The organism is Geobacillus sp. PLS 41, from assembly GCF_056494105.1.
This window is the reverse complement of the sequence record NZ_CM151395.1, coordinates 2,583,691-2,609,361: the sequence shown is the minus strand read 5'-3', so window position 1 is coordinate 2,609,361 and position 25,671 is coordinate 2,583,691. Positions and strand designations below refer to the sequence as shown.

The window sequence follows — 25,671 nt, the reverse complement described above, 5'->3', positions numbered from 1 at the left end:
TTTCATGCCCGGGTGGAGAGCAAAAATTGCTCATGGAACTTTTCCGTTTATATCGATTTATTTTGCCGATGCCTTTGGCAAAGAGACAGCGGGGTTGTTGTTGATTGTTTCGCAGTTGTTCTCGGTCATCACCAATTTAATGGGCGGCTATTGTGCTGATGTATTCGGACGCAAGCGGATGATGGTGTTATCCGCCTACGGACAGGGGGCGGCGTTTTTCGTTTTCGCCTTGGCCAGCTCCCCGTGGTGGTCGTCGCCGTTTGTTGGATTTCTTAGTTTTACAGAAAATGCCGTCTGAAAGCCCACGGTTTGAATCGTGGGATGAAAGACGGCGTTGCTCGGTAATCTCTTCATGGGATTGCTTAGAGCAACCATTTTTTATCTTTAATTGTTTGAGTATGACCATTAAACTGATACAATTAATAATATGGAACAAAAATATCGAAGAACGAAAACAACTGTATCTTTAATTAACTACCATTTTGTTTTTTGCCCGCGTTATCGAAGAAAAGTGTTAGTGAACAAAGTGGAAGAGCGATTCAGGCAGTTAGTAGAAGAAATTTGCCAAGAGAATGATTGGATTATTCTTGCTTTCTTGCTATGGAAGTGATGCCTGATCATTGTCATTTGTTCTTGAATGGCCTCCCTTCTGATTCTCCATCAGATATGATGACAAAAGTGAAAGGAGTGACTTCCCGACGATGAAGGGAAGAATTTCAACACTTGTCTCATCTGCCAAGTCTTTGGACACGCTCTTTCTTCGTGAGTACAGCAGGGAATGGATCAAGTGAAATCATCAAACGCTATGTGGAATCTCAAAAGAAAAGGGGGTGAATCCATGCCGACGATCACGCTAAGGCTGGAACTGCACAACCCAACGAAAGTCAAACAGGAAATGTATGAACGGATGACAGAAGTGAACACAGAGTTTGCGAATTGGCTGTTGGATCATCCAGAACTGAATCAAGCGACGAGTAAAATTTTTAAAGCGTTTTCGTCACAACGATTTCCTTCCGCCGTCGTGAATCAAACGATTCGAGAAGTGAAGTCCCAAAAGAAAAACCAGAAAACAAAGAGGTTTCGAACATTATGGTGTTGCTTTAACAATCAAAACGTGAAGGTGGAAAAGAAAGGAGAGTTCTACACCGTTTCATTCCCAACATTAGAGAAGCGAGTCGGTGTGCCGGTGGTCACGCGTCCCTATCAAGAAGCATGGCTGAATCGATTGTTGAACGGAACCGCCAAACAAGGGGCGGCCAAGCTCTACAAAAAGAGAAAGAAATGGTGCTTGGCGATCGCGATCACCTTTGAAGTCAAGCCGCGACACGAAACAAAGGTGATGGGGGTTGACCTTGGACTTCGCTATCTCGCTGTTGCCAGCGTGGGAACGAAATCGTGGTTTTTCAAAGGGAACCAATGCGCCTTTGTACGCCGACGATATGCGGCTTTGCGAAGGAGATTAGGAAAAGCCAAGAAGCTCCATATGATTCGCAAAATCGGCCGTAAAGAGTCCCGCTGGATGAAGGATCAAAATCACAAAATCAGCCGTCAAATCGTGAATTTTGCGCTCGCCAACGGTGTTGGCGTGATTCGAATGGAAGAGTTGACGGGCATTCGGAAACGGGCAACATCGGCCAAAGAAGCAGGACGAAGCCTTCACTCTTGGGCGTTTCATCAACTGCAAATGATGATTGCCTATAAAGCGGAAATGGCGGGTATTCGGGTGGAGTGGGTGAAGCCGACCTACACGAGCCAAACGTGTAAATGTGGACATCGGGAAAAGGGAAATCGCAATGGCATCCACTTTCAGTGTAAAAAATGCGGATACACCCTCCACGCCGACTTAAATGGCGCCATCAACATCGCCAAAGCAATTTCGGGCTTCGCCGCCTAACCTAGCGCACTGGTCACAGGTGCGCCGCCCATCGGGGTACATTCTAACCCGATGGGACGGGGTGATGACACACCCCTGATCTTGGGCGTGGTCCGAACCAGAAATGGATGAGGACGCGAATGACCCAAGAATCCCACGGCTTTAGCCGTGCGGAGTGTCAAACAGCTTGACTTGCTGATCCCGGTATATACAAAAGAAACGGTCGAAGCCGAAACATTGGCAGGATGGACGATTGACGGCGCGAGCGCCTTTAGTTGGCTCATTGCCGAAAACGGTCTGTTGGTCGCACTATGCACGGTGGCTGTGACGCGTTGGATGTCTCGCTACTCGGAGCGGCAGGCGTTTGTCGGTTCATCCGTCTTATACGGCATCTCGATGTGGCTGTTTAGTCAAACGTCTTCGCTGCTCGGATTGATCGCGGTCATGGCGCTGTTTACGCTGGCTGAGTTGATGACAGCTGGCTTGCAGCAGTCGTTCATTTCCCGCTTGGCTCCGGAGGCGATGCGCGGCCAATATTTTGCCGCCGCCAGTCTCCGTTTTACGATTGGGCGGATGTTGGCGCCGCTGTCGCTCGCCGCGGCGGAATGGATCGGCTATGCATGGACGTTTGTTGTCCTTGGGATGCTGGCGCTAGGAAGCGCGGCCTTATACGCCTGGATGTTTCAACAAGTCGGGCGGCGAATGGAGCAACCGAACGCTTCGTTTTCGCGATAATGGGCGGTGCAAACGGCTATCCGTTTTTCGCTCAGGCGGGTATAATAAAAAGCGCACCGTTGTTCGTGTAACATATATTCCCTGTCTCTGACATAAAGTGGAACTAGGCAGCGAGAAGGAGAGGGGAAGCGCTCATGAAACCGCGCGTGTTCGAACCGGATGCCATTGAGGGGGAAACGGGAAGCCGCGGCGGTCAGAACGGCGCCGCGGCGTTGGCGCGCAGCGAAAAGAGGCAGCAGGCGCGCGTTTTGTCTCGGGAAAAGAGGAGAAAAAAGCAATACCGTCTCATCGGCTGGCTGCTTGTCGCCATCGTCGTTCTGTGGGGGGCGAGCACGCTTCTTTGGAGCGGGTATGGGGCGTTGAAGACGGCCGCGAGCCGAGAAATGGCCATTATGCGTTTAAAAGATGCGATCGAAGACCGCGATGTGGCCGCTTTGCAGGCGATGCTGCGGGTGACGGAGGAAAGCGTGCCGATCAACGAGAAAACGTTGGCGCCGTTGTTCGCGTATGTGGAACGGCACCCAGAAGCGTATAAACAGCTAGATCGGGAGTTTGCCCGCCAGCGCAAGAGCGGCCACGTGTATATTAAAGGATTGACATCTTACCCGCCGGTGTTTACGATTCATGTGTTTGAGGACCGGTATGTGTTTGAGCCAGCCCTCTATTTTCTCCATGTGCGCGTCGATGATCCGGAGGCGTCGCTTGTCGTCAATGGGGTGAAAACGGAAGAGGAGGCGACGAAAGACCCATTTGTCAAAAAAATCGGCCCGTATTTGCCGGGCGCATACGCTGTGACCATCGTCCATTCGAACGGGAAAAAGAAAACCACCCGCGTCGAGCTGTTTGGCGGCGCTCGTGTCCATGAAGTCGACATCACGAAATGAACGAATAAGCAAATACCGCTTCCACGACGGCGGTAATGACAACATCTTGCGTCTGCACAGGCGGCGCTGATGAGGGAACGCTGAGAACAGCCGGACCGTATGGCGTCGGCCGGATCGATGACTGTTCTTTCAGTTCAATCGGCGTGTCATAAAGAGGCAAGCTGAGAGCGCGGGCGATGGCCAGCGCTTTTTCTTTGGCGTTTTTCACGGCCAACGCCAATGCCTGCTGGTAATAGGCTTGTTCGTTTGCTAGACGGAATTCCAAGCCGCGGGCGAGGTTTGCTCCATGGGCAACGGCCGCCTCGTAAATGGCGCCGGCTTTTTTAGGGTCGCGGACGGTGATTTCAAGCCAATGTTCGACTCCATAGCTGGATAATACGTCGGCTCCATTGTGATGTTCGTATTGGGGATAGATGGAAAACGCCGTCGTCTCCAAATCTTCTGTTTGCACGCCAAGCGCCTTGAGTGCTCCAATGACTGCGTCGGTGCGTTTCGCGTTGTCAGCAAGCGCTTCTTGAATATGGACGTGTTCGGTGCGCACCCCGAGCGCAATGAGGACGGTGTCTGGCTTGGCGATGACTGTCCCTTGGCCGGTGACGGTCAGTGCGGCGCGGGAGGCGGTTGGCGGTGTGGGGCGGTGCCAAGGCTGCATCGTGTTCCCTCCTTCTGCTGTTAGGCAGTTTTTTTGTCATCATCCGCCGCCTGCCAATAGTAGACGCGCGGCAGTCCGGCATAGCACCAATATTCTTTCAACAGCGAGATCGCGACAAAGGAGACAAGCTGCCAATTGATCGCTTTCATCCCGATTCCCCTTTCGATGGCCCTGTTACTATAGCCTATTCGAAACGGCCATTGTCCTATGCGCGCCGTCCAGTTGGCGATGAAACTTCTTTGGGCGCTTGTACGTATCATGGAATGGACATGCTATAATGAAAGAAAAGATAAAGAAGGAGAGGGACAATGAAGCAGCTGCTTCGTACGATATGGCGTTGGTTTGTCTCATGGAACGCAGGGGTCATCGTCGCGGTGATCGTATTCATCACTGCTGATTTTCGCTTTTGGCCTTCGATTTTATCCGGAATGGGGGCGATGTGGGGGGTGTCCGCCATCATGAAAAGGCGGCATCATCGCCTGCCGGCTGATGTGTCCGCTGAGGAGCTTGTCTACGTTCGCAGCCAGCTTGGCGAAGCGCGCGCGTTATGGAAGCGGCTGCGTCGCGCTCGCTATCGGCTTCGTTCTGTGGTGATGTGGCAAACGGTTTCCCGGTTGAGTGCCATCGTCGATCGAATCATTCGCGCCATCGAGCAACAACCACATCAACTGCGCCTCGCCCAGCCATTTTTCTTAAACGAATGGCCGACGGCGGTGGAGATGGTGGAGAAATACGTTTATTTGGCGCAGCAGCCGGTGCAAAGCGCCGATATGGCAAAAGCGTTGCAGGAGACGGAAAGAGTGCTTGACGAGCTGACTTCAGCGGCTGAACGGCAGTTGCTTGAGGTGTTATCGAACGACATCTGGTCGCTGCAAACGGAAGCGAAATGGCTCGAGCGATCGCTCCGACAATCGGATGGGCTTCGTCTGCCGCTGTCAAAGAAAGGAGAATGACGATGGACGAACGGAATCACGGGATGGAATCGACGGATTGGCTGCAAGGGCTGGAACGGACAAGTTCCCTTGATGAGCTGCTTGCAAAGCCGTTTTCTTCGCCGGCCGAATCGCGGCTCAAGGAGGAAGAAAAGCCGGCGCGCGCGCTTGATGCGTTGAAGCCTGAGCATCGGGAAAAAGCGCTTGCGCTCGCCAAACAAATCGACCCGGCCAACCATCAGGCCGTCTTGCAATACGGTGTGGCGGCGCAAGCCGAGCTGTCGAAGTTTTCTCATGCGATTTTGCATCATGTGCAAACGAAAGACGCTGGGCCGGTCGGCGAAGTGATCAGCGAACTGATGGCCAAAATTAAGGAGGTCAACCCCGATGACCTAATGCCGGCGAAAAAAGGGTGGCTGTCCCGCTTGTTCGGCGCAGTGGCCAAGCCGCTGCAAGAGATGGTGGCGAAATACCAAAAAATCGGCGTTGAAATTGACAAAATCGCTGATCGGCTTGAGAAGCACCGGCATTTGTTGCTTCGCGACATCATGATGCTTGAGACGCTCTATGAAAAAAACAAAGACTATTTTGAAGCGCTCAATATTTATATTGCGGCAGCGGAATACAAACTCGAAGAGCTGCGGACGAAGACGATTCCAGAAAAGCAAGCGGAAGCGGAGCGCTCCGGCGACCAAATGGCATGGCAGGATGTACAGGATTTGCGGCAGTTTGCCGAGCGGCTTGAGAAGCGGGTGCATGACCTAAAGCTCAGCCGGCAAGTGACGATTCAAACGGCACCGCAAATCCGCATGATTCAGCATATGAACGAAACGCTTGTCGAGCGGATTCAATCGTCGATTTTGCATGCCATCCCCCTTTGGAAAAATCAAGTCGTGATTGCCTTGACGCTGTTTCGGCAGCAAAGGGCGGCTGCGGCGCAAAAGCAGGTCGCCGAAACGACGAATGAGCTGTTATTGCGCAATTCGGAGATGTTAAAAACAAACAGCATCGAAATCGCCAAGGAAAACGAGCGTGGCTTGGTTGATATCGAAACGTTGAAGCGAACACAAGAAAATTTGATCGCTACGCTCGAAGAAACGTTGAAAATCCAAGCGGAAGGCCGCTTAAAACGGCAGCAGGCCGAACGCGAGCTGGCGGCGATGGAAGCGGAATTGAAACAGACGCTGCTTGCGCTGAAGCGACCGGAGCAATAAGGGCGGATAGGAGATCGTCCTGTTTCGGCTTGCGGCCAAACGTCCGATGGATCCGCCCATGGCTGTAGAAGAAAGCGCCGAAAAACCAAAGATCCTCATGCGAAACGGGTGTCTAGCGAACGAGAAGACACCCGTTTTTTCGTTCGCCATCTGTGTTATGATTTCCCAATTGAAGCTCCCCCACTTCCCTTTTGTACAGGGCGCAACCCAAAACGAAGTGGAGATGCAGCCATTGAATGTTCCAAACAAAGGTGGAGTCATTCACGTTGAAGCCCTGTTTGGAAGGAAGGAGAAGCGGCTGGCGTCTCAGACTGCAGCCGCCAACATTTGTTCCTCCTTCATAGGATGGGGGGATGGGGAGGCTCTTGATGATGCTGTTCATCCTCTTGTTCCGCTCGTTCACGATCGTTGCCGTCCGGGCGGGCGGCGCGGACATCAAACTCTTCTGCCGCCTCCGTTTGCCATTGGCGGCCGATGAGCGGGGCGTCTTTTTCACCGTGCTCGACAGTGACAAATCGCAGCACATAGGCGTGAAACAGCAATTCTCCGAACGCTGTAAGCAGAGCAGAGAAAAACGCCGCGTTTAATATGGCGGCGCCGGCGATGTCATAAAACGCACCGATGCCGATCCATACCGCCACAAACACAAGTCCAAAGTCGGCAATCGTCGCTGAGACGTTGCCAAGGCGCCGCAGAACGTACAAGTCGCCGAGCGCATAGGCGACAAGCGTCAGCCAAAGGCTGAACCATAAAATCTCTGCCGATGAAATGCGCAAAAACAGCGGTAAAATGGCAAACATCACCGTGGCGGTCAGCAAATATTTCAGCACTAACGCAAGCAAATGTCTCATTGGGATTCGCCGCCTTTATTCTGCTGGATGGTTTGGACCTTCTAGTTTTTTATCGCCGCATCCCGGCTGTTTTTCCCTGTCTTTGTCCGGTTGCTGCTTTTTTTGTTGCTGTTCAACGCTGTCGTTTCGTGTTGGCTTTCTCATCGGGGCTATCATCCTCTCTTGATCGTTGTTTATTCGTTAGTTTGCCACGTTTGCCTTTCTATATGCATTCATCATCCATAAACTTCCTCTGTTCATTTTTCGCTCTTGTTTTCACACTAATCACGAAACAGCATTCATGTAGGAGGAATGGTGGATGACGAAAAAGAAACGGCCCGTTGCGATTGCGGGGCAGCAATACGATCCGGCAGATGGCGGGGACGAGTCGTTTGTGTATGAGGCGCTCTCTGAGACGCGCGAACAGGTAAGCGATGTGTATGCAGAAGGAACGATTGAGGCGGCAGTGAATCAAGAAAATGGTTCGAACATCCCCCTTTCGCAGTAGTAAGAAACGTCAAGGAGCTGTTCCTTGGCGTTTTGGTTTATGTTTGTGAAACGGGAGGGGAAAAAGGAAAGAAAAACAGTTCGTACTTTCCCCCATCGTCGTCTATACTAGTAGTGCGCACGGCGATTCACCGATATAAGGGGGATGATCATCGTGAGATGGCAGCGGGCTTTATTGGCGTTGCTCAAAGAGCGGAAAGACCATTCCATCGCGTTGGCGATCGACACATCAAACCGTCCGGAGCGGCCAATGCTCATTCAAAACATTGTGAAGCTGTTTGAAAAGCTGCGTCCGGATACGCTGCTCGTCCAAGCGGATTTTAAAATTCGCGATGTCTCTCCGGTTGGCGTGGCGACGATTAAATATTTCAAGCACGGGAAATCGTCGTACACCGAAGTGTTGGAATGGGCCGCTGCGCAAAAAATCGATACGTTGTTTTACATCACCGATGTAACCGGCTATTTTTATGAAGAACTCGAAGTCGACTATGAAGTGTTTTGGCTTGTGCCGGACGATTATATGCCGCGCGTGCCGTTTGGCAAGCCCATTCGTGTGGCGTAACACTGTGAGGAATGCCCCTCGTGATGAGGGGCATTCTTTTTTTGTTAAGAAATTTAACAAACTTTTTGTGTTTGAAACCGATTGCAACCAAAAACACGCGTTGCTTTTGGTTGGTTTATGTTATATATTATGACATATAAAAGGGATGATAAATGACAAAAGGGGGATGCGTAAAATGGATGAAAAAACGTTGACGCTTGGGCTGGATGCACTCTGGGTCATGCTTTCGGCGGTGCTCGTCATCGGCATGCAGGCAGGGTTTGCTTTGCTTGAGGCCGGATCAACGCGCATGAAAAACTCCGGGCATGTGGCTGGCAAACAAATTTTAAGCTTTGCCATCGCCTCATTGGCGTTTTGGGCGTTCGGCTTTGCGATTACGTTTGGGGCTGGGAATAGCTTCATCGGGACGGAAGGATGGTTTTTAAAAGAAGGAAAAGGAACGTTTGACTCGTTGTCGTGGGCGAATGTGCCGCTCGAGCTCAAATTTTTATTCCAGCTCGGCTTTGCCGGCGTGTCGCTGGCCATCGCTTGGGGCGGCTTCGCTGAGCGGGCGAAACTGTCTGTTTATTTTCTTTTCGGCACGATTTTTACGATCGCCATTTACCCGGTGATCGGCCATTGGGTGTGGGGCGGCGGCTGGCTTGGAAAAATGGGAATGCAAGATTTCGCCGGTTCGACCGTTGTTCACTTGCAAGGAGCGATTGCGGCACTCGTGGCTACAATTTTGCTTGGGCCGCGCATCGGCAAGTTCAATAAAGATAAGACTCCAAACGTCATTCCTGGGCATAACCAAGTATATACGGTCATTGGCGGATTGATTTTATGGATCGGCTGGTTCGGCTTTAACGCTGGCAGCACGATGGCGGTTGGCGACGGATTTTTCGGCTATGTCGCGCTGACGACGAATTTGGCCGCCGCGGCGGGAGCGATCGCCGCGATTGTGACGGCGAAAATTTTGGTCGGCAAAGCGGACATTCCAGCGATGGTCAACGGCGTGCTCGCGGCTTTGGTTGCCATTACCGCCGCGTGCGCGTTCGTCGAACCGTGGGCGGCGGTTGTGATCGGTGCAGTGGCGGGGTCGTTTACGTTCTGGACATCCATCTACTTTGAACGCAAAGGGATTGACGATCCGATTTATGCTTTTTCCGTCCATGGTGTCGCTGGCATTATTGGCACGATTTCAACCGGGTTTTTCGCCTCGCCGCGTTTAGTCGAGATCACGGGCATCGGGAAGGCTGGACTGTTTTACGGCGGCGGATTTGATCAGCTGATTGTGCAAACGGTCGGGGTGCTCGGCGCTGCGGTGTATGTCGCTGCTGTTTCGTTTGTCATCTTATATGCCCTGAAGAAAACGATCGGGCTGCGTGTCACGGCGGAACAAGAAATTTCAGGTCTTGATATTAGCGAGCACGGTTCTTATGGCTATCCGGAACAGCTCGATCCGACGTATCAGCCCAAGACCCTCGCCCAGCAGTAGCCAGGAGGGGAAAGGTGATGGAATCGTTGGCGGCAAAGGTGGTCGAGCGGCTAAACCGAGCCGAGTCGGCCGCCGAACTTCGTTTTTGCCACGATGAACTGGCGCGCGAACTGCGGCGCTGTCTAGCACCTGAACAAATGAAGCAGCTTGCAGGCGACGTCGTTTGTGTGCATGAAGCCATCCTTCGCCGCGCGTTCTTCCTTGCGGAGCGGGAGACGATGAAACGGTCGGTCGGCATTCGTCCCCCGGCGTGGTGCTGGTATGTGATGGGAAGCATCGGCCGGTGTGAGCCGACGATTTGGACGGACCAGGACCACGGCATTTTATTCGACTGTCCTGAGGAAGAGGAGGCGGCTTGTTATGAATTCATCCGCCATATGGCGGCGGTTGGGGTGGACATGTTGCATGAGGCCGGCTATCCGTACTGCTCCGGTTACGTGATGGCGACGAACAAGCGGTGGGCGCAGTCGGTCCGCGGTTGGGAGCAACAACTTTCTTCCTATTTAGACAGCGGGTGGCCGAACGACATTCGTTTTTTGTTGATTGCAATGGATATGCGGCCTCTTTATGGGGAAACAGAATTGGCTGAGAAGGCAAGAAAGGCGCTGTTTGCGGCGGTGGCCAAACGGCCGCCGCTGTTGGCGCGCATGGGCGAGCACGTTCAATTTCCTCCGGTTCCGCTCGGTTGGCTGGGCAACGTGCAAACGGAGCGATGGGGGCCGTACAGCGGGGCCGTTCATATGAAACAAAGCGGCTACGTGCAACTCACTAACGCTCTGAAATGGTTGGCCTGTTTTGCGCACGTCCCGACGGCGGGCACAGCCGAGCGGCGGCGGGCGCTTGAAGCGAATGGCGTATTGACGGCGCCGCTTTCCGACGCCGTTTGCGAGGCGCTTTCTGTTTACTATTCGATTCGCCTTAAGTACAGCACTGAGGCGGGGGACGGACGTGAATATGTGTTATGGCGGGCGCTTGAGCGGACGGAACAAAAGCAGCTGAAACAAGCGATGCGCACCGCAAAACGGTTGCAGCGCTTTGTCGCCCGGCGGGTGGCTAACATTCATGCATGAGCGGCACCGGTTTTGGCAACGGGCGCTCCGCTTGTTGTCGCTCGGCGTTCCGCGCGAGGCATCATCCGCCTTATTTGGGCATGACCATTCGCTGCAACAGGAAACATGGCTTCGCTCGCTGCAAAAGGAAAAACAGCACATCATCGATTGGCATGACCGTTTGACTGACATCCCGTTTGTCATCATCGATATGGAAACGACCGGCTTTTCCCCGGAGCAAGGCGATGAAATTTTGGCCATGGCGGCAGCGAAAACGGTTGGAGGAGTCGTGACGGATGCGTACATGACGCTCGTCAAGCCGGAAAAGCCGATTCCGGAACATATTTCCGCCTTGACCGGGATTGAGGCGAAGGATGTGGTGTTCGCTCCGCCGCTTGCCGAGGCGCTGCGCACGTTTGTGCCGTTTATTGCCGCCGGCGTCTTAATTGGCTATCATATCGGCCATGATTTGGCGTTTTTGCGCCATGCCCTTTGGCGCCATTATCGGCAAAAATGGAGCGGACGTTTTGTCGACTTGCAGCCGATGATGACGCTGATCGGCCATTCGTGCCCGACGTTTGACGATGCGTTAGCTTGTTATGGCATCCGTTGCCCGCGCCGCCATACGGCGGATGGCGACGTCGAAGCGATGGCGAAGCTATGGGCGATCTTGCTTGATGAATTCCGCCAGCGCGGCATCGAAACATTGCATGACTTGTACGCCGCGCTCAGCCGGTGTTGATGTTGCCTGTGCGAAGCCTTTGTGAACTCTCCTTGAGAGGAGCGAAATCCAGTTTCAGCAGCCTTGTTTCTGTTGATCGAAAAGCAGTGGGCGCTCGGTGGGGCAAACGGGGGACTGGCTGCAATGAAAAAAGCGCCGGATTTGGCGCTTTTTTTCGTTCGTATTAGAGCGGCTTTGTCGGCGTCGGTTCGGCGTAGCCTTCTTTATATTTTTCATCGATCATATGCCGAATGTCTTTGATCGATTTCCCTTGATCGTAAGCGGCGATCGATTCAGCGGCGATGTCGAGGCAGACGCCGCATTTGGTCGCATGATCATCCCAGACGACCGAGCCGTCTTTTTTATTTTCATAGACAAAGCAGTCATAATTGTTCTTATGGCCAGCTGATTGCCCGCAGCCGCAATAGCAAGGGATATTCTCAAGCAGCTCGCGGTGTTCAGCAGCCTGTTGGTACAAGGCAGCCATCTCTTCTTCAAACGCGCTCAAAAAGCTTGGCAAATGCTCGATCGATTTTGTCGTCTCCCGAATATCGCCGGTGGCGGTTTTCGTCATCTGCGAGTGGCTTTGTTCCTGAACGCCGTCATCGGTGCAGCTTGAGAGCAGAACGCTGAATGACAATACACATGCGGTGATGAAGGTAGAGCGTTTCACCATCTTTCTTCCTTTCCGTGCGAGGTTTGCATTTTGAATGTACCATACCGATGGATAAGCAGCAACTATATAGATGCAACAAAGAAGTTTAACATATCCTTGACAGAAAAGTGGTTTGCCCATTTTCGACTGTCGAAGGCAAGCGTGTGGCTTGCCTCCGTCACGCCTTAGCGTGACGGAAGACCGAACAACGACTCGCTTCACAGACCCATTCATGGGTCTGGAAGCGGCGTTGTTCGGTCACTCGACAGTCGGATGCAATGACCGGCAAAGACGAAAAATGTTAAAGCTTTAAATTGCATCTATATATTTTTGCCCTTGGGAAATGAAGTTAGCGTCGAGACGAGCCACAGGGCAGGAATGATGGAAGAGGGAAAAGGCAGAAGCAGCTGACCGCTTCTGCCTTTCGTGTGCGCCCGGCATGGGTGCAGTCTATAGGGTGAAAGTCCCGAACTGCGAAGGCAGAAGTAGCAGTTAGCTTAACGCAAGGGTGTCTGCGGCGACGCAGAATCTGAAGGAAGCGGGCGGCAAACTTCCGGTCTGAGGAACACGAACTTCATAGGAGGCTGGGTATCATTGGGTGAGTTTGCACGACAAAACGAAGCCCTTTCTGCCGAAGGTGATACCGAGTAAATGAAGCAGATGGATGGAAGGAAAGACTGCACTCTTACCCGGGGAGGTCTGTCCGGGAAGCCAAGTGCGCTTGGCAACCGTTGGAGCGATCCAACGCTGAACGGACAGAAGTCAGCAGAGGTCATAGTACCCGTCTAGCTTAGATAGAAGGGGAAGGACCGAACCATGAAGGAGAACGGCCACTAGGCGTTCATCTTCTTTGATGAAGCAGATAACCCGAAAGGGCCTGCTTGAGGGGGGAAATGGTGAAGTCCATGGGGAACCTCAAGAGGGTGGAGAAGAAGATGGCACAAATAGAACGGACCGTTCACGTAGAGAGGAAGAATCGGAATGTGGATGAAACAGGTAATGTCACGGGAGAATCTCCTGCGAGCACTCAAACAAGTGGAAAAGAATAAAGGGTCCCATGGAACCGATGGAATGTCCGTCAAAGACCTGCGAAGACACCTCGTGGAACATTGGGACGTGATACGGCACGCTTTAGAAGAAGGGACCTACGAACCTTGCCCGGTCCGACGGGTCGAAATCCCGAAACCGAACGGAGGAGTCAGGTTACTAGGAATCCCGACCGTGACAGACCGGTTCATCCAACAGGCCATCGCCCAAGTGCTCACGCCGATCTTTGACCCATCCTTTTCGGAACACAGCTACGGGTTTCGTCCCGGTCGAAGAGGACACGACGCGGTGAAAAAGGCGAAGCAGTATATTCAGGAAGGATATACATGGGTGGTAGATATCGACTTGGAAAAGTTCTTTGATCGAGTCAACCATGACAAACTGATGGGGATATTAGCGAAACGAATTCCAGACAAAATCCTCCTAAAGTTGATACGGAAGTATCTACAGGCAGGGGTCATGATCAACGGGGTGGTCATGGAAACACAAGAGGGGACTCCACAAGGAGGGCCGCTCAGTCCACTCCTGTCCAACATTCTCCTGGATGAGCTGGACAAAGAATTGGAAAAACGAGGGCACAAGTTTGTACGGTATGCGGATGACTGCAATATCTACGTAAGGACGAAGAAGGCCGGGGAACGGGTGATGAAATCGATCACGGCATTCATCGAAAAGAAACTCCGGCTGAAAGTCAACGAAACCAAATCGGCAGTGGATCGTCCGTGGAGGAGAAAATTCCTCGGTTTTAGCTTCACCCCAAGTAAGGAGCCAAAAATCCGAATTGCAAAGGAAAGCATTCGGCGCATGAAGCAAAGGATACGCACCATGACGAGCCGATCGAAACCGATTCCCATGCCCGAACGAATCGAACAGCTCAATCAATACATTCTGGGATGGTGTGGATACTTTTCGCTAGCAGAGACCCCAAGTGTGTTCAAAGAACTAGATGGATGGATTCGACGAAGGCTGCGCATGTGCCAATGGAAAGAGTGGAAACTTCCGAGAACCAGAGTCCGAAAACTGCAAAGTTTAGGAGTGCCCAAGCAGAAAGCATATGAATGGGGAAACACTCGGAAGAAATATTGGAGAGTGGCCGCCAGTCCCATCCTGCATAAAGCCCTTGGCAACTCCTATTGGGAGAGCCAAGGGCTGAAGAGTCTTTATCAACGATATGAATCTCTGCGTCAGACTTAATGGAACCGCCGTATACCGAACGGTACGTACGGTGGTGTGAGAGGACGAGGGTTAGTCACCCTCTCCTACTCGATTAGCGGGCGATTATTGCCTTTGCAAGAAATATTTCTCAATATCATCCAACATCAAATGAGCTGCGAGCACACCGCCAGCCGTGTTCCAAATCGTGTCGCTCACTTTGTATACTTTTCCTTGTTTAGCGACATTTAAGTTTTGAAAGAGCGGGTCGTTGATCCATTCTTTTTCAAGTTCGCTCGCTTTGCCGTCCCCCGTCTCATATGTAAAGTAGAACAGGATGTCGCCATCCATTGCTGGAATGCGTTCTCTCGTCACGCCGGTTTCCGCAAAGTCGTTTACGTTTTGCGATTCCGGGCGGGCGAAGCCAAGTTGATCCAAAATAACGCCGGAGAACGAGTCTTTATGGTAAATGCGCACGTCGCCGGCCATAAAGCGGACGATGGATACTTTCATCTTCAGCTTGTCACCGAGTTTTGCTTTTAAGTCTTCAATGCGTTTGTCATATTCTGCAATGACTTGTTTCCCTTTTGCCTCTTGGTTTACGGCTTTCGCATAGAGCATAAAGTTGTCTTTCCAGTTGCCGCGCAGCGTTTCAGAGAAAACGGTTGGAGCGATTTGTTTCAACTGTTCATAAATTTTTTCATGACGCAGTTTGTTGCCGATAATCAAATCTGGTTTCAAGGCGGCGATCGCTTCAACGTTCGGCTCTGATTCCAAACCGAGCTCTTTGACGCCGTCCATTTGGTCTTTAATGTGGTCGTACCACGGATCGCCCGTCCACGATTTGACCGCGCCGACCGGCTTCACGCCTAGCGCGAGCAGCGCTTCCGTTCCTTCGTTCGTTAAAATGACGACCCGTTTTGGCGTCCCTTTGATTTCTGTTGTTTCCATGGCGTGTTCGACCGTATAGCTTCCTTCAGATTTCGGTTCCTTGTTTTCCGCCGGCTCGGCCGTTTCTTCCTGTTTTCCGCCGCAGCCGGCAAGAAGAAGGAGAGAAAGGATGAAGGCGGACAGAAGAGTGAGATGTTTCCGTTTCACAGTGAAATCCCCCTTTATTGTTGATAATGAGTTTCATTTACGCTAATATCATAAATAACAGCGATAATCATTGTCAATAAAAAATGAAAAAATCATGAGAATATCATAAAACATCCATGAGTAAATTTTACTCCCCACCCAGGCATGAAAATCCATCTCTCCTTCCATAATGGAGCATTCCCGTTAGGAGCTTTTCCGGGGACTTGATCAAAAAAAGCCCTCTTGGTATGATGCAGGGGTGTCAAACACATCACTCACCATACCAAGGAGGACTTCAGATGAATTGTACACAAAACTATAAAATTGATCAAGTCACCGAACAAACGCTTGTCGTGGGCATCGATATCGCGAAACGAACCCACTACGCCTGCTTCGTGGATGACCGGGGGCGTGTGCTTCGCAAATCGTTCCCGATCTTCCAGTCGAAAGAGGGCTTTCGCCAGCTGTATGAAGCGATTCAGGAGGCGATGCAAGCGTTCGGAAAGCCGCAGGTGATCGTCGCGGTGGAGCCGACCGGGCACTACTGGTTGAACCTCGCCTACTTCCTCGAGGAGCACGGGATCCCGTTGGTCATGGTCAACCCGGCGCATGTGTGCCGGTCGAAAGAACTTGATGACAACCTGCCGACGAAACACGACGCCAAAGACGCCCTGGTCATTGCCAGACTGGCAAAAGACGGACGATTCCTCGTTCCCCGGCTGCTGCACGAGATTGAAGCCGATTTGCGCGTGGGGAGCACGCTCAAAGAGAAGCTCCGCAAGGAACAGACGGCGGTGAAAAACGCGATCGTCCGCTGGACCGACCGATATTTTCCGGAGTTTTGGACGGTGTTTCGCGACCTGGGGAAAACGGCGCTTTCGGTGTTGGAGTGGACGCCGCTTCCGGCTGATATGGCCGGCCGGACGGTGGAGGAGCTTCTTGAGGTGTACCGGCAAAGCGAAGGGATGAAATGCCCGCAGAAGGCCAAAATTCAGGCGTTGATCAACACCGCGAAGGACTCGATTGGGGTGACGGAAGGGACAGCGATGGCCCGGTTTGAGATCGCCGCGCTCGTCCGCCGATACCGCCAATTGGAGGCGGAGATCGCTGCACTGGACGCCGAGTTGAAGGCATTGGTTCAAACGACGATGGAGTACCAATGGTTGAAAACGGTCGACGGGTTGGGAGACGCCACGATCATCGATCTTCTGGCGGAGATCGGCAGCTTCGCCCATTATCGGGACCCGCGTCAATTGGTGAAGTTGGCGGGCCTGACGCTCAAGGAGAATTCCTCCGGCCAGCGCAAAGGGCAAAAGCACATCTCCAAACGGGGACGGAAACGGCTGCGATCGGTGCTGTTTCGGGCGATGATTCCGCTGATTCGGCATAACGAGGCGTTTCGCGAGCTGCATGAGTATTATACGACCCGATCCGTCAATCCGCTGACCGGAAAGCAGTCCATCGTCGCCTTGTGCCGGAAGCTGTTGAATGTGCTGTTTGCGATTTGTACGAAGAAACAAGCGTTTGACGCGGAGCGAATGAAACAGGACGTCTTGTCCCAGGTGCAACGGGCGGCCTAAGGCCTCCCCCTGCGAACGGAAGAATCGTTGGACAACAGGATGACACCGGAGAAGCTGGCGTGATTTCATCCATTCGACCTTGAGTCCCCAAAGGAGCTTGGCCGGCCTCCGCCTGATGACGAGACCGAACGAGGGAATGTTGGCGCGAAGACGCCCGGAGACATGGGAGGGTTCGTCCTCATCAGCGACGCGGAGATCCAAAGGGTGCATCGAATACGCTTCTCCCCACGGAAGGAAAATATCCCCAGCCGTGGCCGCGAAGCGCACCCTAGGTCTGTAAGATATCCACAAAACTGAAAAAGGATGTAAGGGATTTTGTCGAAAAATATTTTTTGGACACCCCTGAGGGGCCGAAAAGCCTTGATAAATCAACATTTCTAGAGGGAGGATGAACGCAAACAGTTTGGAAAGACGTGCTTTTTAATGGTGGTTCGACCCTGTACAAAAAACTGTTTGAGTCCATTTGGTGTTCCACCCATTGTAAGCCCTTTTCATTTGGAAAAGGTGACTACGAACAGAAAAATGCCTAACGAACAAGTGGACTCACTGTTTGCGAATTCATCAATGGAAGGAGTCCGGATCATGGATGTGCTTTATCATCGTTGCGCAGGTTTAGATGTTCATGCCAAAACGATTGTCGTTTGTGCGCTTTGGGGAGAAGAAGACCACATTCAAAAGGAGATCGAAACGTTTTCGACGTTTACCAAAGACTTGTTTCGCCTCCTGAAATGGCTCGAGGATCGAGAAATCACTCATCTAGCGATGGAGAGTACGGGGGTTTACTGGAAACCGGTCTTTAACATTTTAGAGGACTACTTTGACATTACCTTGGCCAACGCTCAGCGAATCAAGAATGTCCCAGGGAGAAAAACGGATGTATCCGATGCGGAATGGATCGCTAAATTATTGCGTTATGGACTGATTGAAAAGAGTTTTGTGCCACCCGCGCCAATTCGAGAATTGCGGGACTTGACCCGTTTACGCAAAAAGTGGGTGGGTCAATTGATTGCGGAAAAAAACCGAATTCATAAAGTATTGGAGTGTTCCAATATCAAGCTGGGTACGGTGATTTCCGACATCTTCGGAGTATCGGGCCGAAAACTCTTGACCCGTTTAATGGAACAGGGGTACATCGAAGAAGCCGATATCGACGCTTGCCTTCACGGAAGAATGAAAGGGAAAAAGCAACAAATTCAGGAATCGCTCTTTGGGACATTAACCGAACATGAGTTGTTCATGATTCGCCAATCGTGGAAGCACATCGAGTATTTGGAAAGCTTGATTCAGGAGATGGACCAACGCATCGACCATCTCTTACAACCGTATCAACAGGAAGTGGATCTTCTGATGACGATTCCTGGAGTGAAAAAGGAAACCGCCGCCGTCATCATCGCCGAAATCGGAGTGGATATGGGACAGTTCCCGACACCGCAGCGCCTCGCTTCTTGGGCTGGGGTGGCCCCGGGAAATCACGAAAGCGCTGGAAAACGCAAAAGTACACGAACGGTAAAGGGTAATCCTCATATTAAATCCGCGTTATGCGAGGCGGCATGGGCGTTATCCCGATGCAGGAATCAACCGTTGGCGGCGAAATTTTGGTCATTGGCGGCTCGCCGGGGAAAGAAAAAAGCACTCGTTGCGATCGCGCACCGAATGCTTGTCACCATTTACTGCATGCTTTCCCGAAAAGAACCGTTTTGGGGACCACAAGTAAGTTAGTATAGCCAAAATGAATACAGAATATACGAGATGCCTAAAAATAAGGTACCTCTGCTTTCCTGTTGTCTTTTTTGGCCATTTGTAGTGTATCCAAACTGATCACAGGATATACAGAGTTGACCGGGTTTTATGGATTTTCACAGAAAAGATGGTGAAAAATATTGACGATGAGAGTCATTATCAAATAGACTTGACGATAGAGATATAGAAAATGAAGCAAGGGAGATCTCAGAGATGCTGGTGACAAACCGTCAAAAAATGGTTGGCCTCATCGGTTTGCTGATTGTGCTGCTTGCCGCCATGTGGATGAGCATCGTTTGCGGATATACCGATACGAGTTGGCGGCAGGCGGTGGCGGCTCTCATCGACAATGATGGATCGAATGCCCATTTAGTCGTGGCGACGGTTCGGCTGCCGCGAGCGTTGATTGCGGCTGCCGTTGGCGCCAGCTTGGCGATGGCCGGAGCGCTCATGCAAGCGCTGACGCGAAACCCGCTCGCTTCGCCAGGCATTTTCGGCATTAACGCCGGGGCCGGTTTTTTGATTGTTGTGATGGTCACCTTTTTTTCCATTTCTTCATTGCAAATGTTGTCTTGGGTCGCATTTATGGGGGCGGCGATGGCGGCGTTGATCGTGTTTGTGATCAGCGCCGCGGGGAAAGACGGGCTGACGCCGCTCAAAATGACGCTTGCCGGCACGGCGGTCGCGGCTTTATTTGCCTCGCTGACGCAAGGGATGCTGGCGATGAATGAAAAAGCGCTTGAAGAAGTGCTCTTTTGGCTGGCCGGGTCGGTCGCCGGCCGGAAGCTCGAGCTGTTGGCAGCCGTCTTTCCGTATTTGGCCGCCGCCTGGCTTGGGTCCATGCTGCTGGCGCGCCATGTCAACATCTTAATGATGGGAGACGATGTAGCGAAAGGGCTCGGGCAGCGGACAACCTTCATTAAAGCGGCCGCCGCTCTCTTAGTTGTCCTGCTCGCCGGCGGTTCGGTCGCTGTTGCCGGTCCGATCGGCTTTATCGGCATCATGGTGCCGCATATGGCGCGGGCGCTGGCCGGCGTCGACCACCGCTGGCTGCTTCCGTATTGCGCCTTGCTTGGCGGGATTTTGCTTCTTATGGCCGATATTGGGGCGCGCTACGTTCTGATGCCGCGCGAAGTGCCGGTCGGCATCGTCACCGCCTTGCTCGGCGTTCCATTTTTCATCTACATTGCCCGCAGGGGGATCGCCGCAAAATGAAAAAATACATCACGGTCCGAATGGGAAAACACATCTCGTTTTTCTATGACAAAAAAGCTGTTGCGGTGCTCGCCGCGCTCATAGCAGCGGCCGTCTTACTTTTCCTGATCAGCATTGGCAGCGGCGAAATGCGCATGTCCCCGCTTGAGGCCGCTGCCGCGCTGTTCGGATACGGAGAGGAAATTCATCAGACGGTGATTGTGACGTTCCGCCTGCCGCGTGTGCTTGTCGCTTGGTTGGCCGGAATGGCGCTGGCTGCCGCGGGTGCCATTTTGCAAGGAATGGTGCGCAATCCGCTCGCTTCGCCGGATGTGCTCGGCATCACCGGCGGAGCGGCGGCCGCGGTCGTTGGCTTTTTGGCGCTGTTTAGCGATGAAAACAACTCTTTGACCGTCAGCATCCACTGGCTGCCGCTTGCCGCCTTTCTCGGCGCAGCGGCCGCTGCTTGGCTCGTGTATATGCTGGCGTGGAAAAACGGCCTCGCCCCGCTTCGGCTCGTGCTTGTCGGCATCGGCGTTTCTGCGCTCATGCAGGCGTTGACGACACTGTTGATGATCACAGGACCCATCTATCGGGCGAGCCAGGCAAACGTGTGGATTACGGGCAGTGTGTATGGAGCTTCTTGGCAGCACGTTTCGCTCATGGCGCCATGGGTCATCGGACTGCTCCTTGTGGCGATATTGGCCGCGCGGCATGTCAATGTGCAGGAGCTGGGCGATGAGCTGGCGATTGGGCTTGGCGGCGCGGTCGAACGGCAACGGCTAGGACTTGTTTTGCTTAGCACCGCGCTCACCGGCGGCGCGGTCGCTTTCGCCGGCGGCATCGGCTTTGTCGGGCTGATGGCGCCGCATATGGCGCGCCGCCTTGTCGGTTCGGCGTTTGGCGCTCTTCTTCCGACCGCTGCGCTGTTAGGCGGTGTGTTCGTCATGGGGGCGGATTTGGCTGGGCGGCTGCTTTTGGCGCCGACGGAAATTCCGGCTGGAGTGTTTACCGCGGCGATTGGAGCACCGTATTTCATTTATTTATTGTACCGAAGTCGGAAATTATAAGGAGGGATGCGCATGCATGGGTTGCAGGCGAAAGAGTTGACGCTATCCTATGGCGAGGCGATCGTTATTGACCGTTTAGACTTGACGATTCCAAAAGGAAAAATCACGGTGTTCATCGGCGCGAACGGCTGCGGCAAGTCGACGTTGCTGCGCGCCTTGGCCCGGCTGCTAAAACCAACAAGCGGCGCTGTGCTGCTGGATGGAAAAGAAATCGCCAAACAGCCGACAAAAGAAATCGCCCGCCGGCTCGCCATTTTGCCGCAGTCGCCTATGGCTCCGGAAGGACTGACCGTGTTGCAACTTGTGAAGCAAGGGCGCTACCCGTATCAAACGTGGTTCAAGCAATGGAGTGACGAAGATGAGCGGGCGGTTGTGCGGGCCCTAGAGGCAACTGGACTCGCCGAATTCGCCGAGCGGCCGGTCGATTCGCTTTCCGGCGGACAGCGCCAACGCGCATGGATCGCCATGACATTAGCGCAAGAAACAGACATCATTTTGCTTGACGAGCCGACGACGTATTTGGATCTCGCGCATCAAATTGACATTTTAGATTTATTGTTTGAGCTGAATGAAAAAGAACGGCGGACGATCGTCATGGTGCTTCACGATTTGAATTTAGCGTGCCGTTACGCCCATCATCTCGTCGCCATTCGCGATAAAACGGTGTATGCCGAAGGAAAGCCGGAAGACGTCATTTCCCGCCAGCTCGTGAAAGATGTGTTCCAAATGGATTGCCAAATCACGTACGATCCGATCTTTGGCACCCCGCTTTGCATTCCGTATGGGAAAGGACGGCGAATTTTACAGAAAGAAGGCGTATCGTGATGAGACTGCGTGAAGACGAAATGAAAACGTTGGAAACGTACCGTTTTTCAAGCGGGGCGGCTGATGTCTCGTCGTCGATGTTGTTTGCTTGGCTGCTTCATGACGACGGGCAGCTCGCGAAGTATGTCGCGCACGTCCGCACCGAGATGGGAGCGGCAAATGACGCCGTTGCGGCGTCGATGCTCGTCAAACGATTAAGCTTTTTGGCACCGATGGCGCTATACGCCATGTCGGTATGGAACAAGCGGCTTGTGCTCGATCCTGGACGAATTTGGCTTGACACGGACGGCGAAGGGGAGATGTGGATGCCGCGGTTTCGCTTTGAGCCGCCGGAAGCGGAGGCGTGCGGCATTGAGCGCAGCCGCTGGCGCGAGCAAGTCGTTCGCGACGTGTTCGCCGGCTTGTTCGCTCCGCTCATCGCTCGGTTGCGGCGTCTGACGCGCATATCGCCGCTCGTCTTATGGGAAAATGTCGCGATTTACGTGTATTGGGTATATGAACGTTGGCTTGAGGATGAGTCGCTTGCCCCGGTCGCCGACCGGCTGCGCGATGATTTCCGCTTCCTTATTCATGAAGCCGACGGCCGGTTGTTTGGACAAAAAGACAACCCACTTCGCCGCTTTTTTAAAGGAGCAAGCGGCATGCAGCGGACGACGTGCTGCCTGTACGTGCACACAAAAGGAGGGACGTGCTGCCAAACGTGTCCCACTCGCGCCCGCCAGCGGCAAACCGGGTGACCGGAAGGCCGCCGGTGGGCAGTTCCATATTTTTGACAAAATGTTTGCGAAATTTGTTGATTTTTGCCGTGATTTTCGTGAAAATGGAAGTGTGGACATCGCTTATTTTGGTGAAACGGCGAGGTAGCAATTGCATGGACAAATATACGGCCTTTTTCCATCACTTCACAGAAGCAGTGGTCATCTTGAATTTGCAAGGCGTGATCATTTACAACAATCCGGCTTTTGCCGGCTTGGCGCTGAGTGAAGAAGAACAGAGGACGCTGTCCGTCGAAGGACGGGCGTTGGTTGAACGGGTGAAACAGCGCCCGGCTGCCTTTCGCTGGGAGTTGCTTGACGGCTTATTGGTTGCGGGCGTGTCGCCGATCATCGGTGAAAACGGACAGACGGCCGCCGTCTTATGCGTTCTTCGCCGCCAAGCGGAGGAGAGCGGCCTGCAAGCGCGGCTTGCCGAAGCGGAACGGCGTCTGCAGCTGATTGTTGAGCATTCGAACGATTACGTGTTGATTTTTTCTCCCAATCGTGAGTTGTCATACATTCCGCCGTCATGGAAGCGAAAAACAAACAAGCGCCTTCCAGTGTCATACGAAGAGGTGCTGACATTTGTCCACCCTGATGACGCCCCGGTCGTGGCACAAAAATTGGCTGAGCTGTACGATACATACGAGACGCAATCCGCCGAATTTCGCAAGCAAGGCGAGAAAGGCGAATGGGTTTGGATGGAGGCGCAAGGGAAGGCGATCATCGATGAAGCGGGGACGCTCGATTGCGTCATTGTGACCGTGAAAAACATCAGCGAGCGGAAGCGGTACGAAGAAAAGCTCCGTCAGCTTGCTTACTTCGATTCGCTCACGGGCATCGCCAACCGCAGCTATTTCGAGCGGCATATTCATGAGCTGATCGCGAGTCAGACGCCGTTTGCTCTTTGTTATTTGGATTTTGACAAATTCAAATGGATCAACGATCATTTTTCCCATCAAGCCGGCGATTACTTTTTGCGCGAGGCGGTCAAGCGCGTCGAGCGGGCGTTGCGTCCCGGCGACTTTTTTGCCCGCATCGGCGGTGATGAGTTTGTTCTCTTGCTGCCGAACATAACGAAAACAGAGATGACCGCCTTGGCGGAACAGCTTGTCAGTTCGTTTCACGAGCCGTTTTATTACGAAAAACAGCTGATTCAATCAACATTGTCGATCGGCATCGCTTTTTTCCCGAAAGACAGCGATCGGATCGAGCAAGTGATGAAATATGCCGATCAAGCGTTGTACGAAGTGAAAGAGCGGGGGCGGAACGGCTATGCCTTTTACCGGCCGACCGAGCATCGGCATGCGGTGATCGAGCAAGATTTGCCGTTTGCCATTATGCGCGGGCAGTTGTATTTATGCTATCAGCCGAAAGTGCAACTTGCTAAAGGAAAGGCGATGGGGGTTGAGGCGCTTTTGCGCTGGCGTCATCCGTCGCTCGGTGAAATTCCGCCGCTCGATTTCATTCCGTTGGCGGAGGAAAGCGGGTTTATTTTTGAAATTACATTATGGGTGTTGGAACAGGCGTCCCGTCAAGTGAAAGAGTGGGAAAGAAAATTTCCGGGCCTCAAGCTCGCAGTCAACTTGTCGCCGTTTTTGCTCAATCGTCCGGAGCTCATCGAGCATGTGAAGCGCATTTTGCGGGAGACGGGGCTTTCGCCCGATCGGCTCATTTTGGAAGTGACCGAAAGCGGACTGATGGAAAACATCGAAACAGGGCAGCACATTTTAACCGAATTGCAACGTCTCGGTGTGCAGGCGGCGATCGATGACTTTGGAACCGGTTTTTCATCATTGGCTTACATCCGCAATTTGCCAGTGTCGCTGTTGAAAATCGACCGCAGTTTCATTGAAGGCATTGCGGAAAACTCGAAAGATGCCACGATTGTTGATACGATCATTCATTTAGCAAAAAGCCTGGATATTGAAGTATTGGCCGAAGGGGTGGAGAGTGAATCGCAAGTGGCGCTTCTTTCGCAAATGCATTGCGACTATGCACAAGGGTTTTACTTCAGCCGCTCGCTCGAAGCGGAAAAGTTGCAGCAATGGCTTGAGGAGTACAACCGCACGGCTTGCAATGGGCCTTCGTCATAAGTCGGTCATTTCCACTCATGAGTTTCCTCGGCTTGCCGCAAACTACACTTGATGACTAGGCAAGAGGAGGAAAAACCATGGAATTTGCGCCAAGAAGCGTTGTGATCGAGGAGTTCATCGACACGCTCGAGCCGATGATGGAAGCCTATGGACTCGACCAAGTCGGCATTTTTGAAGAGCATGGTGAAGGCAATCGCTATTATGTCGGCTATACGATCAACAAAGACGATGAGATGATCACCATTCACATGCCGTTTGTAAAAAACGAACGCGGTGAACTGGCGCTTGAGAAGCAGGAATGGACCGTTCGAAAAGACGGTCGGGAGAAAAAAGGCTTTCATTCGCTGCAAGAGGCGATGGAGGAAGTGATTCATTCATGATAAGCGGCCGGGCTCGGCCGCTTTTTCGCCATCGAAAGGGAGAGGAGCATGATTGCGGAACTTCACATAGCAGACGACGAAACGGCCGTTAAGGTGCTGCACCTACAGCGGCGCGCGTATACGATCGAGGCGCAGATCATCGGCAGCACGGCGCTCCCGCCGCTTCATGATACGATCGCTTCTCTGCAACGATGCGGCGAGCGCTTTTTCGGCTATTTTCAAGGGGAACGACTCGTTGGGGCGATCGCTTGCAAGCGGAATGGGAAGACGCTTCGCCTTTGCCGGCTGATGGTCGATCCGGATTGTTTCCGCCAAGGGATCGCCAGCGCGTTGCTCGACTTTGTCATCAAGCAAGAGCCGTCGATAAGCGAGATCGTCGTGACGACCGGAAGCGGCAACGCGCCGGCCATTCGCTTTTACGAACGCCATGGGTTTCGTGCCATCGAGCGCATCGAAACGCCGGAAAGAATCGAGTTAACGAAACTCGTGAAACGAAGCGGATGACACGCGGGTACGAGTTTCCGGTTGTGTATGATGCCGATTTTGGCCATACAGATCCAATGGCAGTGTTGCCAAAAGGCATTCAAGCAGAGATGAAAACGGACAAAAGCGGATCTGTTGCGTTTCGCTTGCCTGAGCGGGCGGTTGAATGAGAGGTAGATTA

The 25,671-nt window shown here is 52.7% G+C and carries 26 protein-coding genes and 3 pseudogenes; 23 read left to right on the top strand and 6 right to left on the bottom strand.

The genetic code is table 11. The annotated features are described in order from the left end of the window. Positions 1–40: 40 nt before the first annotated feature. The 5 genes and pseudogenes from ACVX3G_RS13135 to ACVX3G_RS13115 form a co-directional block, all read left to right on the top strand. Positions 41–283: pseudogene (locus ACVX3G_RS13135) on the top strand (MFS transporter); the annotation flags it as partial. Between the two features lie 144 nt (positions 284–427). After that, positions 428–834, top strand: a pseudogene (gene tnpA / locus ACVX3G_RS13130) (IS200/IS605 family transposase). Between the two features lie 4 nt (positions 835–838). Further along, positions 839–1,894 carry an RNA-guided endonuclease TnpB family protein gene (locus ACVX3G_RS13125; protein ID WP_014195619.1) on the top strand — a complete coding sequence of 352 codons (1,056 nt, stop codon included), beginning with the start codon at positions 839–841 and terminating at the stop codon, positions 1,892–1,894. A gap of 159 nt (positions 1,895–2,053) precedes the next feature. Further along, positions 2,054–2,608: pseudogene (locus tag ACVX3G_RS13120) on the top strand (MFS transporter); the annotation flags it as partial. Between the two features lie 134 nt (positions 2,609–2,742). Then, the gene (locus ACVX3G_RS13115) at positions 2,743–3,492 is read left to right on the top strand and encodes a zinc ribbon domain-containing protein (protein WP_011230940.1); all 750 of its coding nucleotides are present in this window, start codon (positions 2,743–2,745) and stop codon (positions 3,490–3,492) included. Here the strand turns inward: ACVX3G_RS13115 and ACVX3G_RS13110 are convergent. Together ACVX3G_RS13110 and ACVX3G_RS13105 are read right to left on the bottom strand one after the other, a co-directional pair. Further along, on the bottom strand, positions 3,482–4,144 hold the full coding sequence (locus ACVX3G_RS13110; RefSeq protein WP_014195621.1) for an SIMPL domain-containing protein: 663 nt from the start codon (positions 4,142–4,144) through the stop codon (positions 3,482–3,484). The two genes, ACVX3G_RS13115 and ACVX3G_RS13110, sit on opposite strands and share 11 nt — an antisense overlap. 20 nt (positions 4,145–4,164) lie before the next feature. Beyond that, positions 4,165–4,293: a hypothetical protein gene (locus ACVX3G_RS13105; RefSeq protein ID WP_013145587.1), complete on the bottom strand. Its 129-nt coding sequence runs from the start codon at positions 4,291–4,293 to the stop codon at positions 4,165–4,167. A 159-nt stretch (positions 4,294–4,452) separates the two neighbouring features. Between ACVX3G_RS13105 and ACVX3G_RS13100 the strand changes: the two genes are divergently transcribed. Both ACVX3G_RS13100 and ACVX3G_RS13095 read left to right on the top strand, forming a co-directional pair. Then, positions 4,453–5,097: a 5-bromo-4-chloroindolyl phosphate hydrolysis family protein gene (locus ACVX3G_RS13100; RefSeq protein WP_014195622.1), complete on the top strand. Its 645-nt coding sequence runs from the start codon at positions 4,453–4,455 to the stop codon at positions 5,095–5,097. A 2-nt stretch (positions 5,098–5,099) separates the two neighbouring features. Then, the gene (locus ACVX3G_RS13095) at positions 5,100–6,290 is read left to right on the top strand and encodes a toxic anion resistance protein (RefSeq protein ID WP_014195623.1); all 1,191 of its coding nucleotides are present in this window, start codon (positions 5,100–5,102) and stop codon (positions 6,288–6,290) included. Positions 6,291–6,628: 338 nt separating this feature from the next. On the opposite strand, the gene ACVX3G_RS13090 is transcribed toward ACVX3G_RS13095, so the two are convergent. Both ACVX3G_RS13090 and ACVX3G_RS13085 read right to left on the bottom strand, forming a co-directional pair. Next, positions 6,629–7,141, bottom strand: coding sequence for a YndM family protein (locus tag ACVX3G_RS13090; protein WP_013145584.1), 513 nt, complete (start codon positions 7,139–7,141; stop codon positions 6,629–6,631). 15 nt (positions 7,142–7,156) lie between these two features. Beyond that, positions 7,157–7,285 (bottom strand): hypothetical protein, encoded by a 129-nt coding sequence (locus ACVX3G_RS13085; RefSeq protein WP_014195625.1) that lies wholly within the window; start codon positions 7,283–7,285, stop codon positions 7,157–7,159. Between the two features lie 154 nt (positions 7,286–7,439). On the opposite strand from ACVX3G_RS13085, the gene ACVX3G_RS13080 reads away from it, so the two are divergent. The 5 genes from ACVX3G_RS13080 to ACVX3G_RS13060 all read left to right on the top strand — a co-directional run bounded on the left by ACVX3G_RS13080 (position 7,440) and on the right by ACVX3G_RS13060 (position 11,457). Beyond that, positions 7,440–7,628: a YozQ family protein gene (locus tag ACVX3G_RS13080; RefSeq protein WP_014195626.1), complete on the top strand. Its 189-nt coding sequence runs from the start codon at positions 7,440–7,442 to the stop codon at positions 7,626–7,628. Positions 7,629–7,781: 153 nt separating this feature from the next. Beyond that, on the top strand, positions 7,782–8,189 hold the full coding sequence (locus tag ACVX3G_RS13075) for a VWA-like domain-containing protein (protein ID WP_014195627.1): 408 nt from the start codon (positions 7,782–7,784) through the stop codon (positions 8,187–8,189). Positions 8,190–8,364: 175 nt separating this feature from the next. Further along, a complete protein-coding gene (locus tag ACVX3G_RS13070) occupies positions 8,365–9,666 on the top strand; it encodes an ammonium transporter (protein WP_014195628.1) in 1,302 nt (433 codons plus the stop codon). Between the two features lie 17 nt (positions 9,667–9,683). Continuing rightward, positions 9,684–10,736 carry a DUF294 nucleotidyltransferase-like domain-containing protein gene (locus ACVX3G_RS13065; RefSeq protein WP_021322064.1) on the top strand — a complete coding sequence of 351 codons (1,053 nt, stop codon included), beginning with the start codon at positions 9,684–9,686 and terminating at the stop codon, positions 10,734–10,736. Then, the gene (locus ACVX3G_RS13060; RefSeq protein ID WP_014195630.1) at positions 10,729–11,457 is read left to right on the top strand and encodes a 3'-5' exonuclease; all 729 of its coding nucleotides are present in this window, start codon (positions 10,729–10,731) and stop codon (positions 11,455–11,457) included. The genes ACVX3G_RS13065 and ACVX3G_RS13060 overlap by 8 nt, the downstream gene beginning before the upstream one ends. 163 nt (positions 11,458–11,620) lie before the next feature. On the opposite strand, the gene ACVX3G_RS13055 is transcribed toward ACVX3G_RS13060, so the two are convergent. After that, positions 11,621–12,112, bottom strand: coding sequence for a PCYCGC motif-containing (lipo)protein (locus tag ACVX3G_RS13055; RefSeq protein ID WP_014195631.1), 492 nt, complete (start codon positions 12,110–12,112; stop codon positions 11,621–11,623). A 960-nt stretch (positions 12,113–13,072) separates the two neighbouring features. Here ACVX3G_RS13055 and ltrA point away from each other — a divergent pair. Further along, complete coding sequence (ltrA, locus tag ACVX3G_RS13050) at positions 13,073–14,332, top strand: group II intron reverse transcriptase/maturase (protein WP_479454549.1); 1,260 nt, start codon at positions 13,073–13,075, stop codon at positions 14,330–14,332. Positions 14,333–14,416: 84 nt separating this feature from the next. Here the strand turns inward: ltrA and ACVX3G_RS13045 are convergent, their stop codons facing one another. Continuing rightward, positions 14,417–15,388 (bottom strand): ABC transporter substrate-binding protein, encoded by a 972-nt coding sequence (locus tag ACVX3G_RS13045; RefSeq protein WP_014195632.1) that lies wholly within the window; start codon positions 15,386–15,388, stop codon positions 14,417–14,419. Positions 15,389–15,666: 278 nt separating this feature from the next. Between ACVX3G_RS13045 and ACVX3G_RS13040 the strand changes: the two genes are divergently transcribed. The 10 genes from ACVX3G_RS13040 (at position 15,667) to ACVX3G_RS12995 (ending at position 25,660) form a co-directional block, all read left to right on the top strand. Further along, positions 15,667–16,947 carry an IS110 family RNA-guided transposase gene (locus tag ACVX3G_RS13040; protein WP_012749415.1) on the top strand — a complete coding sequence of 427 codons (1,281 nt, stop codon included), beginning with the start codon at positions 15,667–15,669 and terminating at the stop codon, positions 16,945–16,947. Positions 16,948–17,529: 582 nt separating this feature from the next. After that, on the top strand, positions 17,530–18,666 hold the full coding sequence (locus ACVX3G_RS13035) for an IS110 family RNA-guided transposase (RefSeq protein ID WP_020959521.1): 1,137 nt from the start codon (positions 17,530–17,532) through the stop codon (positions 18,664–18,666). Positions 18,667–18,900: 234 nt separating this feature from the next. Continuing rightward, complete coding sequence (locus tag ACVX3G_RS13030) at positions 18,901–19,902, top strand: FecCD family ABC transporter permease (protein WP_014195635.1); 1,002 nt, start codon at positions 18,901–18,903, stop codon at positions 19,900–19,902. Further along, on the top strand, positions 19,899–20,951 hold the full coding sequence (locus ACVX3G_RS13025; RefSeq protein WP_014195636.1) for a FecCD family ABC transporter permease: 1,053 nt from the start codon (positions 19,899–19,901) through the stop codon (positions 20,949–20,951). Before ACVX3G_RS13030 ends, ACVX3G_RS13025 begins: the two co-directional genes overlap by 4 nt. A 12-nt stretch (positions 20,952–20,963) precedes the next feature. Beyond that, positions 20,964–21,776: an ABC transporter ATP-binding protein gene (locus ACVX3G_RS13020; RefSeq protein WP_011230957.1), complete on the top strand. Its 813-nt coding sequence runs from the start codon at positions 20,964–20,966 to the stop codon at positions 21,774–21,776. Continuing rightward, positions 21,776–22,513, top strand: coding sequence for an IucA/IucC family C-terminal-domain containing protein (locus ACVX3G_RS13015; RefSeq protein WP_014195638.1), 738 nt, complete (start codon positions 21,776–21,778; stop codon positions 22,511–22,513). The genes ACVX3G_RS13020 and ACVX3G_RS13015 overlap by 1 nt, the downstream gene beginning before the upstream one ends. Before the next feature lie 134 nt (positions 22,514–22,647). Beyond that, positions 22,648–24,627: a putative bifunctional diguanylate cyclase/phosphodiesterase gene (locus tag ACVX3G_RS13010; protein WP_025039196.1), complete on the top strand. Its 1,980-nt coding sequence runs from the start codon at positions 22,648–22,650 to the stop codon at positions 24,625–24,627. A 77-nt stretch (positions 24,628–24,704) separates the two neighbouring features. Then, positions 24,705–25,007: a DUF5634 family protein gene (locus ACVX3G_RS13005; RefSeq protein WP_013145569.1), complete on the top strand. Its 303-nt coding sequence runs from the start codon at positions 24,705–24,707 to the stop codon at positions 25,005–25,007. A gap of 48 nt (positions 25,008–25,055) precedes the next feature. Beyond that, on the top strand, positions 25,056–25,511 hold the full coding sequence (locus ACVX3G_RS13000) for a GNAT family N-acetyltransferase (protein WP_011230961.1): 456 nt from the start codon (positions 25,056–25,058) through the stop codon (positions 25,509–25,511). After that, a complete protein-coding gene (locus ACVX3G_RS12995) occupies positions 25,508–25,660 on the top strand; it encodes a peptidase U61 (RefSeq protein ID WP_013145567.1) in 153 nt (50 codons plus the stop codon). Before ACVX3G_RS13000 ends, ACVX3G_RS12995 begins: the two co-directional genes overlap by 4 nt. The last annotated feature ends 11 nt before the right edge of the window (positions 25,661–25,671 follow it).